The organism is [Rhizobium] kunmingense (genome assembly GCF_977018605.1).
This window is the reverse complement of the sequence record NZ_CDRNXG010000001.1, coordinates 3,701,404-3,716,202: the sequence shown is the minus strand read 5'-3', so window position 1 is coordinate 3,716,202 and position 14,799 is coordinate 3,701,404. Positions and strand designations below refer to the sequence as shown.

At 64.0% G+C, this 14,799-nt stretch carries 13 protein-coding genes; 1 reads left to right on the top strand and 12 read right to left on the bottom strand.

Translation table 11 applies throughout. The features are described from left to right. Positions 1–23: 23 nt before the first annotated feature. On the top strand, positions 24–776 hold the full coding sequence (recO, locus tag AC0JZ4_RS18000; RefSeq protein ID WP_471887679.1) for a DNA repair protein RecO: 753 nt from the start codon (positions 24–26) through the stop codon (positions 774–776). 3 nt (positions 777–779) lie between these two features. On the opposite strand, the gene AC0JZ4_RS17995 is transcribed toward recO, so the two are convergent. From AC0JZ4_RS17995 to AC0JZ4_RS17940, 12 genes are all read right to left on the bottom strand, one after another. After that, positions 780–2,015, bottom strand: coding sequence for an MFS transporter (locus AC0JZ4_RS17995; RefSeq protein ID WP_471887678.1), 1,236 nt, complete (start codon positions 2,013–2,015; stop codon positions 780–782). 106 nt (positions 2,016–2,121) lie between these two features. Then, entirely contained in the window at positions 2,122–3,018 is an 897-nt protein-coding gene (locus tag AC0JZ4_RS17990) for a DMT family transporter (protein ID WP_471887677.1), read from the bottom strand. 157 nt (positions 3,019–3,175) lie between these two features. Beyond that, positions 3,176–4,024, bottom strand: coding sequence for an MOSC domain-containing protein (locus AC0JZ4_RS17985; protein ID WP_471887676.1), 849 nt, complete (start codon positions 4,022–4,024; stop codon positions 3,176–3,178). 10 nt (positions 4,025–4,034) lie between these two features. Continuing rightward, the gene (locus AC0JZ4_RS17980; protein WP_471887675.1) at positions 4,035–4,685 is read right to left on the bottom strand and encodes an HD domain-containing protein; all 651 of its coding nucleotides are present in this window, start codon (positions 4,683–4,685) and stop codon (positions 4,035–4,037) included. Next, positions 4,682–7,453 carry a DUF2339 domain-containing protein gene (locus AC0JZ4_RS17975; protein ID WP_471887674.1) on the bottom strand — a complete coding sequence of 924 codons (2,772 nt, stop codon included), beginning with the start codon at positions 7,451–7,453 and terminating at the stop codon, positions 4,682–4,684. Before AC0JZ4_RS17975 ends, AC0JZ4_RS17980 begins: the two co-directional genes overlap by 4 nt. 289 nt (positions 7,454–7,742) lie before the next feature. Then, positions 7,743–8,552, bottom strand: coding sequence for a mechanosensitive ion channel family protein (locus AC0JZ4_RS17970; RefSeq protein ID WP_471887673.1), 810 nt, complete (start codon positions 8,550–8,552; stop codon positions 7,743–7,745). Between the two features lie 109 nt (positions 8,553–8,661). Next, positions 8,662–9,192 carry a tyrosine phosphatase family protein gene (locus AC0JZ4_RS17965; protein WP_471887672.1) on the bottom strand — a complete coding sequence of 177 codons (531 nt, stop codon included), beginning with the start codon at positions 9,190–9,192 and terminating at the stop codon, positions 8,662–8,664. Further along, positions 9,189–9,773 carry a YfbR-like 5'-deoxynucleotidase gene (locus AC0JZ4_RS17960; protein WP_471887935.1) on the bottom strand — a complete coding sequence of 195 codons (585 nt, stop codon included), beginning with the start codon at positions 9,771–9,773 and terminating at the stop codon, positions 9,189–9,191. The genes AC0JZ4_RS17965 and AC0JZ4_RS17960 overlap by 4 nt, the downstream gene beginning before the upstream one ends. Positions 9,774–9,805: 32 nt before the next feature. Beyond that, a complete protein-coding gene (gene ygfZ / locus AC0JZ4_RS17955) occupies positions 9,806–10,648 on the bottom strand; it encodes a CAF17-like 4Fe-4S cluster assembly/insertion protein YgfZ (RefSeq protein WP_471887671.1) in 843 nt (280 codons plus the stop codon). A gap of 94 nt (positions 10,649–10,742) precedes the next feature. Further along, a complete protein-coding gene (locus AC0JZ4_RS17950; protein WP_471887670.1) occupies positions 10,743–11,828 on the bottom strand; it encodes a DUF2218 domain-containing protein in 1,086 nt (361 codons plus the stop codon). Beyond that, positions 11,825–13,825 (bottom strand): Fe(3+)-hydroxamate ABC transporter permease FhuB, encoded by a 2,001-nt coding sequence (fhuB, locus tag AC0JZ4_RS17945; RefSeq protein WP_471887669.1) that lies wholly within the window; start codon positions 13,823–13,825, stop codon positions 11,825–11,827. Before fhuB ends, AC0JZ4_RS17950 begins: the two co-directional genes overlap by 4 nt. Next, entirely contained in the window at positions 13,809–14,765 is a 957-nt protein-coding gene (locus AC0JZ4_RS17940) for an ABC transporter substrate-binding protein (RefSeq protein ID WP_471887668.1), read from the bottom strand. Before AC0JZ4_RS17940 ends, fhuB begins: the two co-directional genes overlap by 17 nt. Between the last annotated feature and the right edge of the window lie 34 nt (positions 14,766–14,799).

Here is a 14,799-nt window from a genome sequence, read left to right as displayed (position 1 = left end):
CGAGGCAAGGCGTTAATCCAGTAATGCAGTGGCAGGACGAAGCGATCATCATCGGTGTGAAGCGGCATGGCGAAACCAGCGTCATTGCCGAGCTGATGACCCGTGAGCGCGGCCGGCATCTGGGGCTTGTCCGCTCCGGCCGCTCGCGGTCCATGCAGCCGGTACTTCAGGCCGGCAACCGCGTGGAAGCGGTCTGGCGCGCAAGGCTGGACGAGCATCTGGGCGAGTTGAAGCTGGAGCCGGTCCGCCTTCGCGCGGCAAGGCTGATGGAGACGGCGACGGCTGTGTTCGGTGTTCAGGCCATGGGCGCGCTTCTGCGGCTTCTGCCCGAACGCGATCCGCATCCGCATCTTTTCGAGGCGCTCGACATCATCCTTGAGGCGATGGATGATCCGATGGATGCGGGTGAACTCTTCGTCCGTTTCGAGCTCGCGGTACTCAACGATCTCGGCTATGGGCTGGATCTCACCGAATGCGCGGCGACCGGTGTGCGCGAAAACCTCACTCACGTTTCGCCGAAGAGCGGCCGTGCCGTCTGCGGCGAGGCGGCGGCGCCTTATGCCGACCGCATGCTGGCCTTGCCTTCCTTCCTGCAGGAAGGGCCTTCTCCGTCGGCCGATCGCGAAAGCATGGCGGCGGCCTTCCGGCTGACGCAGTTCTTCCTGCATCGTCACGTCTATGAACCGCGCGGCATCACCGCCAACGACGCCCGCGAGGGCTTCGTGCAGGCCGCCCTGAAAGCCCTCACGCCGAAGGCGGACCGCCAGGCCGGCTGATCCTTACTCGGCCGGCAGTACCACCGGTCGGTCGACGGGTTTTTCCTGGATCGGCCAGTGCACGACGGCGGCAAACAGGCCGAGCGCCACGCCGAACCACCAGACGGCGTCATAGGAGCCGAGACGGTCATAGAGCACACCACCCATCCACACGCCCAGAAACGAGCCGATCTGGTGCGACAGGAACACAAGGCCGCCGAGCAGGCCGAGATGGCGCGTGCCGAACATGATGGCGACTAGGCCGTTGGTCGGGGGCACGGTGGAAAGCCACAGGAGCCCCATGACGAGAGCAAACAGGATCACCGACGTCGGAGACTGCGGCAGAAGCAGGAACGCCGTCACGGCAATCGAGCGGCCGATATAGATATAGGCGAGGAAATAGGGCTTCGAGTAACGCTGGGCGATCACGCCGGCCGCCAGCGAGCCGATGATGTTGAAGAAGCCGATCAGCGCCATGGCGATCACCGCGTAACGCGCATCGATGCCGATATCGCGCAGGTAGGCGGGAAAATGGGCTGTGATGAAGGCGACCTGAAAGCCGCAGACGAAGAAGCCGCTGGCGAGCAGAAGATAGCCCTTGTGCGCGAAAGCCTCCTTCAGCGCCTCGGCGGCAGTCTGCTGGTAGGTGGCCTGCCGCTGGCTGCCGGAGGAGGAGTTGCCGCGTAGCGGTATGGCAAGAACCGGGATGGCGAGCATCATCACCGCCATGATGACGAGACTGTCCGACCAGCCGTAATTGGAAATCAGCGCCTGGCTGAGCGGTGCAAACAGGAACATGCCGGCCGAACCCGCAGCCGTGCCGATGCCGAAGGCGAAGGACCGCTGCTCCGGCGTGACGTTGCGGGCAAAGGCCGACAGAATGGTGCCGAACGAACCGGCGCCGACCGCAAGCCCCACCATCACGCCGCCTGACAGATGCAGGATGCTTTCCGAATGTGCCGTAGACATAAGCGCAAGACCGGCCGCATAGAGCAGGCCGGAAAAGGCAAGAACCCGGCCGGTGCCGTATTTGTCGGCGATCGCGCCGAAGATCGGCTGGCCCAGCCCCCAGGCGAGGTTCTGGATCGCCATGGCAAGCCCGAATGTCGTGCGGTCCCAGCCGGTATCGGCGAGCATCGGCAACTGGAAGAAGCCCATGGCCGAACGCGGCCCGAAGGCCAGAAGCGCGACAAGCGCACCGGAGGCGATGATCAGCCAGGGCATCGAGGCACGGGCTTTGGCAGGCGCGGCTTGGGACATGGGGGTATCCTCTGAAACTAGGAGGATGTTCATACGCCCTTCGTCGCGCCGGGTGAAACGACTTTTATAGAAGTGACCCATCACCGCTGTTGATGATGGGGGAGCCTTACAGCGATCCCGGCGGCTGCACCGGCGGCCGTTTCTTGCCAAGCTTTGCCTCGCGCAGGATGGTGAACAGGCCGGCGCCGATGACGATGACGCAGCCGGCGATCATGTTCCAGCTCATCACCTCGCCGAAGATGAGCGTGCCGATCAGACATACGAGCACCGTCTGCCAGTAGAAGATCGGCTGCACCACGACGGCATCCAGCACGTCGAAGGCGCGGATTAGCAGGTAATGGCCGGTCATGCCGGTGATGCAGAGCGCGCCCATCCAGAACCAGTATTCCGGCGCGATGCTGGACCAGTAGAATGGTCCGATAAAGGTGATCGCCACGGCGCCGGCAACGCCGGTATAGAAGAAGCTCGTCTGCGACGTATCGGTGCGGCTGACCATGCGCGTCAGCACCGAATAGAAGGCGAACATCACCATGCAGAGGAGCGGGACGACGATGCTGCTGTCGAAGGTCGCATTCGTCGGGTCGATGATCAGGAGAATGCCGCAGAACCCGATTCCGATCGCCATCCAGCGGCGCCAGCCCACGGTCTCGCCCAGAAGCGGCACCGAAAGGCAGGCGACCACGAGAGGTGCTGCGGCAAAGATCGTATGCGTCTGCGCCAGCCCCACATAGGCGAAGGAATAGATTGAGATGCTGATCTGGAACACCAGCAACGCCCCGCGCAGGATCTGCAGCGCAAGCCGGGAACTCGTCGCCGTTTTCCGTATGCCGCCAGGGTTGCGCGATGCCAGTGCCATCACGAAGGCGGCGAAGAACCAGTAGCGGATCATCGCGACGAAGATCGGCGGATAGGCTTGGCCGAGATGTTTGGAAATGCCGTCCTGGATGGCAAAGATCGTCACGGCGCAAAGCGCGAAGATGATGCCCTGGTTGCGTGGTGTCATGGAGATTGGGACTTTCGAGGCGTTCCCGGCCGTCCTCACCCTCGGCCAGTCGTCTTGTATCGTGGTGATTGCAACGGTTTTGCCGCTTGCGCGTCAAGGTCTGGTACGTGCCGCCCGGTACGGTTTCAAGCGAAACCTGAGGGCGGCAGCCATTTTGTCATGCCCGCCGCTTGATCGCCCAGGCGTCGCGCTGGCCGGTGACGGTCGCTTCGTCGCCGAGCTTGATCGTGCCGGTGCCGCGCGGCACGGCATTCCAGCCGAACAGCGGGCCGGGCACACGCCGGTCGCCCGACATGCGGATACGGCCCATGGCCGACATCGGGCTCGACACATCGCGCGATCCGGTTGCCTGATCCTGCGTGGTCATGATGCAGCGGGCGCAGGGTTTTACGAAATCGAAGCGGATGCCGGAAATCTCTATCCCTTCCCAATTGTCCTCGGCCCAGGCCTCATCATGGTCGAGCACGATATTGGGGCGGAAGCGTTCCATGCCGATCGTGCCTTCGCCATGCTTTTCCATGTCGGCATTGAGCGCTGCAAGCGATCCGGTCGTAGTGACGAGAACCTGATAGCCGTCGGCAAAGGTGACGGGCGTATCCGGCCCCGCCCAGTCAGCGCTGGCGGTCCGCTCTGCCTTCTTGTCGAAGAACACCAGCTTCACCTCGCGGCCGAGCCAGCCGGAGAGGATCGCGTTGGCACCGTCGCCGGCAACCGCGGCACTCACCGGCGATTTCCACACGACGACATCCATGCGCTGTTCGGGCGAGGGGACAGCGACGAGGATCTCGCCCTTGCCATCCATGGCAAGGCGATAGCCGACATCCTTCGGCTCGACCTCAACCTGTGCCAGCGCCTGCAACTCGCGCTGGGTGATGAACTTGCCGTCGGGATCGACCACCATCATCTGCCGGTCGCCGGGAATGCCGGATGCGGTGATCAGCGCCTCGCTAAGCGCAATGCCGCGCCCGCTTTTCAACGGAAAGTAGTTCAGTTCTGCAACACGCATCGGATACCCCTCAAATCTCGTCCAGAAACATGTCCCGGATCGTCTTCAGCCGCTCATGCCGTTCGCTTGCAAGCGCGCGGCCGGCTTCCGTCTTGAACCCGTCGGCCAGCTTGAACAGCTTGACCTCGAAATGGTCGATCGCAAAATTCCTGTCGTCGAGCGGACGCTCCCTGGCCAGCGGATCGACCGGATCATAGAGGCCGGACGCCATGCGCCCGGCGATATAGAAACAGCGGGCAGCGCCCACCATGCCGATCGCATCCAGCCGGTCGGCATCCTGCAATATTTTCGCCTCCAGCGTTTCCGGCGCGATATTGGCGGAGAAGGAATGGGCGGTGATCGCATGGGAGACGGCCTTTATGGCCGCATCCTCCCAGCCCATGCCGGCCAGAATGGCGGATGCCTTTTCCGCCGCAAGCCGTGAGGCCTGTGCTCTCAGCGGCGAATTCTTCTCCACCGCAACGCAATCATGCAGCAGCACGGCGGCCGCCAGAACCGTGCCGTCACCGCCTTCGCTCGCATGGATGCGCATGGCGTTCTTGAACACGCGCAGGATATGGGCGATGTCGTGGCTGCCGTCATCGCTCTCCGTCGCATGTGGAATGAGGTGACCGGCAAGCGCCTCGTAAGGGGCAAAGGCGGTGGCGAGAGGCAGCGTCATGCGGGTTCCTCAGAATCGGCTTCGGGTTCGCCACCCTTCTTCACCAATATCCGCTGATAGAAAAGCCCGATCCCGATCAGCACCGCGCCAAGCCCGATGAAGGAGAGCGCCCGCAGAATGCCTTCGAGGTTCGCCATGTCGACGAGAAACACTTTCAGCACCGCAATCAGCACCAGCCCGGCGGATGCCAGACGCAGGCTCTTGGCATCGAGTTTCGAGCCGAGCGCCAGAAGTGCCACGCCGATCACCAGCCAGACGACAGAATAGGTGTAGGTCTCGCCCGGAATGAACCCCTTCCAGTCGGCAATGTTCGTGCCCTGCCAGAAGCGGCGCACCGAAAGCGTCGCCCACAGGAAGCCGAGCACGGCGCCGGCAACCGCCAGCATCGCCACATAGGGCACCGGCCGCCGGCCGCGCGCCAGATAGGCGATGAGTGCATAGGCAAACGCCGGGATAAGATAGCCGAGGAGCAGCAGGTTGACGAAGGGCCATGGCCCGGTGTCCTCGCCGGAGAAGAACGGGTTGAGTGCGAAGACATGCAGCGACAGTACGTTGACGGTGGCGATCACGCCGGCGATCATCGAGCCGAAGCGGAAGACCGGCGACGGGGATTTCAGATCGAGCGTCATCAGAACGCCCGAAAAGCCGATGGTAATCAGGGTATAGAGCGATTGCTCGCCGAGTGTCGGCGTTGCAGCGTACAATTGCCCGCCATTCATCGCATGGCGCACCAGAACTGCGATGGTGATCAGGGCCGAAAGCGAGGCGAGCGCCTGCATCACGTTGCGCACCCGCAGGTCGGCGGATTTTTGCAGCATCCATGCAGACGCGATCGCGAGCAGCGTCGGGATGCCGTAACCCGGCAGAAGCGCGTTGAGGAACGGCGTCGTACCGAGGCTGTTGACGCCGACCAGCGTCGGCTCCCAGGCGATGCGGCCGAAGACGATTGCCGTCGCTGCCGCCATCATCCACGGCAATGCCGGCCATGCGCGCAGGCGCTGCGCCATCAGATAGGCAAAGCCGATCAGCGAGACGAGGATTGTCGTCGCCATGCCGTTGGTCAGCGCATGCAGCGCCAGCACGAGACCGGCAAAGGAGCCGGCGACGGCGATATTCGCCGGCCAGTCGATATCCGCTTCGTTCCGCGTCTCACTGGAGCGGAACAGCCACTCTGCCGCGGCGAGCATCGCAAGCGCGATCGCAATCCCGTAAAGGCCATGCGCCCAGTCGCGGAAGAAATTGCCGAAGTTGAGGAAGGAGATGAAGCCGAGCGCCACCGGCATCGCCCCCATCAGGAAAGCCCATAGGATGGAGAATTCCCGTTCCTCGCGACGGAAGCGCCTGAGGAAGAAGACACCGAGCAGGGTGAAGATGGCGCCGAGCCCGAGGCTGACGGCGACCTCGTTGCCGGAAAGCGGCAGCGGTACGGGCGTTCCGTCCGGCCCTTCCGGGGCGATGTAATCGAGCAGCGACAGCGCGGTGACCAGAACGCCGAGCACGGCGCTTCCGGCGGCGAAAAGTGCTGGCCAGGCGGCATAGGCGCGGCCGGCACCGAATGCGGCAAGCGCTGCGATCACGGCTGCGAAGGCAAACAGTGGATCGACGCCGGAAATTTCGCCAGGCGCCGGCTGCGAAACGACGGTCGCAAGCGCGCCAAGCATGATGACGATCGAGAGCGACAGCGTGATCTTCAGCGGCGCCCGTCGCAGCAGGCCGCGCCAGCCGGCAAGGTTCCTGCCATAGCGCTGCCCCGGCCAGAGGAAGGCGGTACCCGCAATCATCGCCAGCATGGTGAGCGATGGCGGCAGCGGATCGAAATCGATGCCGAGCGCCGCATAGGCAAGCACCCAAAGCCCGGTGCCGATATTCGCCAGCATCGGCACGACGGTCCAGCGACGGATGCGCGAGGCGCTGGTCACCGCCGCGAATGTAACGGTGAGGAAGAGGAACAGCGCATTGGCGTTCGCCTCTTCCGTGGTGACGAGGATCGGTGTCACCAGCGAGCCGAGCAGGCCGAGACCGGCCAGCGCCTGCCCGTGCAGAAGTGACAGTGCCACGGTGAAAAGAGAAACGAGCGCCATCAGCGCAAAGGCGGTGCCGGGACCGATGAAGCCGTAGAAGGCGTATGCGGCGAACACAGCGCCAAGCAATGTCACGCTGCCGGCAGCCGTCAGCGCGCCCGGGATCATCGCATTGGCATAGAGGTCGGCGATCTTCGGCAGCGCCTTGCGCCGCACGATCTCGCCGGCGGCGATCAGCAAGAGACCGAAGACGGCGGCAAGCGTCAGTCGCGTGCCGGGGCCGAGCAACCCGGCCTCTATCGAATAGCGCACCAGGAATATGCCACCGAAGGCGAGCGCCACGCCACCCACCCAGACGGGCCAGCGTGCTCCGAGATAGCTTTCGAGATTCTCCCGCCTTGGGCGCGCCTTGGTCCTGGGGGGAGGGCTGGCCGCAGCTGGCATCGATGGCGTTTCGGAGTTCTGAGACGCGTCGGTCCCTTCAGCCTCATCGGCCACATCGGCGGCGGAGGCTGGTGCACCATCGGAAGATACGTCGTCGGCCTCTTCGATGCCGATGTCCTGTTCTGCCGCCGATCGGGCCTCTACCTGCCTGCGTGCAGGCGTCGGATCCAGCGCGCTTTCTGCCACCAGCTTGCGCAAGGTCTCAAGGTCTCGCTCCAATCCATCGACCCGTGCGAAAACCTTGCGGTTCTGCGAGACGAGATAGAAGACCAGGACGACCAGCAGAATATCGATCAGGTACACGCGTCACTCCCCCGAAACTGAGAGAGGGAATGTATAGGAACAACCGCTGGAGGAAAGACCCTCAAACGCATTGATATGAAATGAGAAAAGATAGCGGGCCTGAATTGAAAGGCGGAAGCGTCGGAAAAATATAAGGGGCCCGGCTCCCTCGTGAGCCGAACCCCTTATAGCCTTGCCATCGAACACCTTTGTCCCCGGTTCGTCTGCGCTTTCCTTCTGGGATAAGCTGCAGAGGTCCGCTCTCACCGGGGTATGCCGCATCCGGCGCTGATGGAAAGGGATCTGGTTTTTAAGCCGTCACGTCCTCCGGCTTCTTGTCGAAGGCGAGCTTGACCGATTTGGTCATGTCGCGGCTGACATCCCACCACTGCTTGCTGCCGATCCAGTACCGCAGGGTGATTTTGGCGCTGCCGCTGTCGAAGTCCGAAACGAAGGCGGCTGGTGCCGGTGATTTCAGCACCCGCTCATCCGACGCGGCGAGCCTCAGAAGCTCGGCCTCGGTCTTTGCTACATCCTCGTCGGTATTGATCGAAATGGTGATTTCGTGACGACGGGTGCCGAGCCGGCTGTAATTGGTGATCGGCACATTCCACAGGGTCGAATTCGGCGCCAACCGATAAACGCCTTCGGCGGTGCGCAGCTCGGTGGCGAACAGGCCGACATCGACGATCGTGCCAGTGACGCTTCCTGTCTCGATGGTCTCCCCGACCCGGAAGGGGCGCAGGACCAGCAGCATGATGCCGGCGGCGATATTCTGCAGCGTGCCCTGCAGCGCAAGGCCGACGGCCAGGCCGATCGCGCCGAGGGCCGCAAGGATCGAAGCCGTCTGCACGCCGAACTGTCCGAGCACCATGACGACGACGAGGATGAGCGCCGCATAACGGATGATGTTGGAGAAGAACTGCGACAGTGTCGCGTCGAAGCCGGAAATACGCGAAAGGCCGTTATAGACGGAGCGGCTGAGCACCCCTGCGACCATCCAGCCGACGACGAGAAGGATGATGGCGCCGATGACGGAGAAGGAATACTGCACGGCCAATGCCGTCAACTGCGCGAGAGCCGTTCGCGTTGCGACGACAAAATCCGATGCCTGATCCATACCTGATCCGTTCGTTTACGATGCCCCCTAATTGGCGCAGGCGTCAGACAGGTCAAGGCGGAATCCGCAGATTTTTTCTATTTCTCTAGAGAAATGCGAGCTTTCGGCTTCAGCCGGAAAATGACGGAACAACATCGAGCGAGAAGGATGCAGTGCCATCCGTTTCAGCCCCGCGACCGATGGATTTCACCGCCGCGATCAGGCGCCCTTGGCGTTTGAGCAGCCGGTCGCCGATCTCGATCAGCCGCGTATTCGGCGTCGCATGCGGCGCGGCCTTGCGCAGCCTTTGAGCAAGCTGATGATCGTCTTCTTCCGGGCGAAGCGCGAGAATGGCAATCGCCGCGGCCGCCGGAGAGCGCGACACGCCCATCCAGCAATGCACGATCAGCGGTGCCGACTGGTCCCAGTTGCGAACGAAGTCTATCAGCTGGCGCACATGCGCCTCGCTCGGCGCGATCAGCCCGCCGGTGCCGGCAAAGCCGATGTCGTTCATCGCCAATTTCAGGTGCCGCTCGGCGCGGATCACGCCCGGCCGGTGAAAATCCTGCTTCTCGGCGATCAGGCTGACCATTTCGCTGGCGCCATTCTTCACCGCAGTCTCGGCGATCTTCGCAAGCGGGCAGACGATGATGCGGCTCATGATGCGGCAACCTTTGCACGCTCGGCTTCGATCGCCTCGAAACGGGCGATGAACAGTCGCTGCGCCTCGATGGCGGCGACCGGTTCGATCGGCAGCATTTCGCGGGTAATGCCGCGTGGCTGGCCGAATATTTTGCGAGCTTCCGCTGCGGTAAAGCCGGCAAGCTCGGTCGCCTCGAAATAGGCGGCGATGGTATCGGCCTTCTTGATCAGGGTTTTCAGTTCCTTGGAAGCATGCGGCGGCAGGCCGAACCGCAGGTGCACCGCCGCTTCAAGCCGCGCCTCGACCGTCTTGTAGCCGCCGCCGACGACCGCCTTGAACGGAGAGATCATGTCGCCGATCACATATTCGGGCGCATCATGCAGTAGCGTCATCTGCAGCGCATCCGGGGCAGCGGCGGAGCCATTGCAGCGGCGAAAGATCTCTTCCACGACGAGGCAGTGCTGTGCGACGGAAAACGCATGGTCGCCGCGTGTCTGGCCGTTCCAGCGGGCGACGCGGGCAAGCCCGTGGGCGATATCGGCAATCTCGACATCGAGCGGCGAAGGATCGAGCAGATCAAGCCTGCGGCCCGACAGCATGCGTTGCCATGCGCGGCTACCAGTGGAAAGGCTCACGCGTCCGCCCCTTCGCTTTCCGCCGGAAAGGAAAGGCCGGTCCAGCCGGGCAGTTCCATGGTAACGACAGTCTCGCCCGCCATCAGCGGCGTGCCGGCAGCCATTGCATCACCGACCCGGTCTATGCGTACGATCGCGAGCGCCGATGTGCCGGAAACCGACCCGAGCGTGCCGACCGGCTTGCCGTTGGCGGTGATCTCCGTGCCGGCTGCGGGCAGAGCGGTTTCCCCTTTCACCTGCACGACGCGACGCCTTGCGGTACCGCGATGCTGCATGCGCGAGACGACTTCCTGCCCCACATAGCAGCCCTTGCGGAACGAAAGCCCGCCATTCTTGTCGAGCAGAACATCATGCGGAAACGCATCCTGAAGCGCGTAATCGTCGCCGGATGTTGCAATGCCTGCCGCAATCCGCAGCGCGTGATAGGCCTCGGCCGCGCCATCGGCATGGTGGCCCGGCCTGCGCGATACGGCGACACCCGCCTTGGCGAAGGCGCCATCGCTGACGGCGCCCCGGTCGATCTCGTCACCCCAGAATACCGAAACGCCGTCTTCCGGCAGCGCGGAAAGCACCACGGCCGCGCGCAGCTTGTACATCATCAGCCGTTTCAGCAGCGCATCGCGCTGGCCTTCTTCCGTCTCGATGACAAAACCGTCCGCGTCTTTCCAGATCAGGAAGTCGAATAGGATCTTGCCCTGCGGCGTCAGCAGCGCACCGGCACGCGCCTCGTTATCGGCGAGGCCCTCGACATCCGTGGTGATCAGCGAATGCAGGAAATCACGCGCATCCGCGCCCGCTATGCGGAGCAGGCGCCGTGTCGGCAGAAAGGCTTGTGTCATGAAACCAGAATCCCTCTTCTTCGACCGAGATAAGTCTTCGCGAAGAGCGGGGCAAGCCGCAAGGCCTGCGCCCGTGTGGATGATCGCGATCCGGTCAGTCCGTGTAGCCGCGCCGCCAGAAGGTGATGGCGCTCATCCGGCTGCGGTCGAGGCCATGCGCCTTGAGCCTTGCGCGGATCGACTGCGCCTCGCTCTTTTCGCAGGCAGCCCAGACGAATGTGTCGGGACCGAGCGCATCGAGCCGATCCGCGATCGCCTTTTCCAGCAGTCCGGCCTTGCTGGCTTCTGCGCCGTTGCGATGCAGCCATTCGATGGAAAAATCCTTGGAGGCGCAGCCGACGGCCTGTTCTTCCGCCGCATCCGCCACCTCGATGATCGCATGGACCCTCATCTCGGGCGTTGCAAGCTCGATCATCCGTAGGATCGCCGGCAGGGCCGTCTCGTCACCGGCCAGAACAAGATCCTTGCCTTCCGGCATGCCGCCGGCGCCGGGGCCGAGCAGGCCGGCACGGTCACCCGGCTTGGCGCTGACGGAGAATTCCGCGCCCGGCATGCGCTTGCCGCAATCGTCATGCAGCACGAAGTCGATCGCCATTTCGTTGCGATCGAGATCGAGACTGCGGATCGTGTAATAGCGCACCGCAATCTCGTCTTCGCCGGTCGGCCAGCCGATGCGGCCATCGGAAAGCGTCGTCGGCCAGACCGGATCACGATCCTTCGGCGGCATCAGCAGGCGCACATGCAGCCCGTCCGCCGTGTCGAAACGCGCCGCATCAGGGCAGGAGACGATCAGCCGGCGCATGCGCGGAGTGACGTTTTCGGCCGAGACGATGGTGATTTCGCTCAGGTCCGCAAGCTTTGCCGGCTTCGGCTGGTCGGCCCAGTCGAGCGTCAGCGGATCGTCGCCGGCAAACATGAACAGATGCTCGGCAATGATCGTCCGCGTCAGCGACAGCATGTCGGGTGAGGGGCAGGCGAGCCGGATATCGAGCTGCTCGCTGACCTTGGAAATATAGGCCTCGCCGATCTCGCTCGACAGCGTCACGTGGTCGCCGTCACGATGGACTTCCGCATGGTCGATGAAATGCTCGCAGATTTCCGCCAGCATGTCGTCGGCATCGACAGGAATGGCGGTGCCGGTGAGGTTGAACTCGCGGTGCGGAAAGTTTGCGGCATTCATGATCGTTTCTCCATCCTGGCGAGGAGCCATAGTAGATAAGGGCCGCCGATCAAAGCGGCAAATACGCCGACCGGCACCTGATAGGGGTAGATGACGACGCGCGACAGCCAGTCGGCGAAGATCAGCATGGCAGCGCCGATCATCATCGCGGCGAGCAGCTGCTGGCGCGCGCCGGTAAAGCCGATCAGCCGCGAAAGATGCGGCGCGACGAGGCCGGCAAGACTGAGCGGGCCGACGAGGAAGGAGGCGACCGCCGTCATCAACGCAGCAAGAATAGCCAGCGCCAGCCGCGAGGAAATCAACCCGATGCCGAGCGCCTTCGACACGACGCCGCCGAGCGGCAGAACCGTCAGCCAGCGGCTCATGAAGAACAGCGGCGCGGTGAAGGCGGCGAGCGCTGCAAGCGATACGGCCGCCTCGAACACGCCGGCGCGGTTGGTCGACCCCGCCATCCACATCAAGAGGATGAAGGAGTTCATGCTGCCCTGCGACAGCACGATCGTGACGATTGCCATCGAAATGGCACTCATCGCGATGCCGGAGAGAAGCAGACGTTCGGCGGAAAGCTCGCGGCTGGCGGCGATCGCGATCATGATGACGAAGACGACGAGCGCGCCTGCTGCCATGCCGACGAGCATGAAGACCGGCGAGACGAAGCCGAAGAGATAGAGCGTTGCCGCAAGCCCCGCCCCGCCGCCGGCCGAAACGCCGAGCACTTCCGGGCTGGCGATCGGGTTGCCCGTCACCCGCTGCATGATGAAGCCGGATGCGCCGAGCAGCGCGCCGGCCCCGCCGGCAGCGAGAATGCGCGGCAGGCGGAAGGGCAGGAGTTCGCCAAGCTGCGCACCGAGCGAGACCGCCATGCCATAGGGCGAGGGGCCGATCGTCAGCGTCGCAAGGATGAGAGCCACGATCATCACGGCCATGCCGATCACCCAGGCATTCGGCCGGGCAAGCCGCCGCTCGCTCGGCGCCGCATCGGCGGTGACCGGCGACATGGCGTGCAGACGCGGCAGAAGCAGGAGCAGCACGGGCCCGCCCATCAGCGCGGTCGCGGCACCGGCGGGGGCCAGATCGTTGAAGCCGGGGCCGAGCAACTGGCTGAGCCCGTCGGTGAGGAACAGCACGACCGCCCCGGCAAGCGGCGCGGCGATCAGCACCTGGCCCGTGGTCCGCGCGCCGCAAAGCCTGGCGATGGCCGGTGCTGCAAGCCCGAGAAAGCCGATGACGCCGACCGTCGCCGTCACCGAGGCGGCCAGCCAGACGGCAAGCGAAAGCACCGCAAGGCGGATCGCCATGATCGACATGCCGAGGCTTTTGGCGCTTGCATCGTCGAGCGCCAGGACATTGAGCGGTCGGACCAGCACCAGTGCGGCGATCGCGCCGATTACCAGTCTGGGCAGAAGCGAGATCACGCCCTGCCAGTCCTGCTGGCTGAGCGCGCCCGAGCCCCAGATGCTGACCGACATCGCATACTCGCCGCGCGCGAGAATGAGGGTGATGGTGATGGAGGCGACGATCATGCTGACGATCAGGCCGGAGACGGCGACGGTCACCGGATCGAATGCCTGCCGCCAGGAGAGCGCCAGCACCAGCGCCACTGCCAGAAGTCCGCCACCGAAGGCGACGGCATCGCGCGACAGCCCGGCAAGCATCGGCGAGAACATCAAACCGGCGACGATCGCAAGCTGCGCGCCGGCGGCAATGCCGAGCGTCGAAGCGTCGGCGATCGGGTTGCGCAGGACCCGCTGCAGCAGTGCGCCTGCAAGCCCGAGCCCGGCGCCGCAGATGAGCGCGATCGATGCGCGCGGCAAAAGGCTGTGCCACAGCAGGATGTCGCCAAGCTTCGCCGCCGTCGCCGGATCTCCCGGCACGGTCGGGCGCGTCAGCACAAGCAGCGTGAGCATCACCACGCAGGCGATCACCGCGCCGAAGATCGACAGGATAGGGCGGCCGCTGGCAGTCGTGGAGGGTGAAAGGCTAGCCGTTGCGGACATGGCCGAGTCCTTTAGCAAGTTCCTCGGCAAAGCGCCGCGCCGCCGGTAACGCGCCATAGGGATTGACCGAACCAATGGTGACGACGCGGCGTGATCGCACCGCGGGTAAGGCGTTCCAGAATGCGCCGCGTTCGAGCGCCGTGATCGCATCGAGCGGATGCGGCGGGATGAGCACGATGATGGCATCGGGCATGGAGGCGATCGTCTCGATGCCGATCGGCGCCGTGGCGGAATAGGCGGTGGCAGACGTCCAGGCATTCTCGATGCCGAGCCGCGTCAGAACCGAGCCGAACATGCTGTCTGCGCCGAACACGCGGTAGTGTCGCGCATCGCCGAGATTGGCGAGCAGAACCGGTCGCCCGTCGCCTGACGAAAGCGCCTGCCGCAACACATCGAGCCGACCATTGACCTCGGCGACATAGGCCGATGCGTGTTCTGCGCCGAGCCTGTCGCCGATCGAAACGGTCGCCCGCTCGGCCATTACGTAAGGATCCTCGCCGGGCACGTAGATGCCTAAATTGTGGGTTGGCGCGATACCGGACAAAAGCGGATCGGCCCAGCCGTAGTAATTGGAGTTGAAGATCATGTCCGGCTTGGCGAAGGACATGGTTTCGAGATTGGGAAGCCCGCGCAGTCCGATATCGGCGACATCTTCCGGCAGTTCCGGCTCGACGGCGACCTCGCGGAATTGCCTGAGTTCCGGCCCTGCCACGACATGGGCGCCGAGCGCCAGCAACGTCTCCAGATGCGCCCAGTCGAGCGTTGCTGCACGCGGACCGGTGGGGGAGTGAGCGGAGGAGCCCGTCGCGGATCCGGGGGGAGAGACACCTTGTGCGGCAGCCATACCCGATGTGGCCGCGACGGCCGAGAGCGAAGCCGCTCCGAGCATCAGCGCTCGTCTGGACAATCCGGCATGGAAGAGCGGAACGGCGGAATGCAAAATCGATCTCCGGGAACAAAAAGAAAGGCCCTTG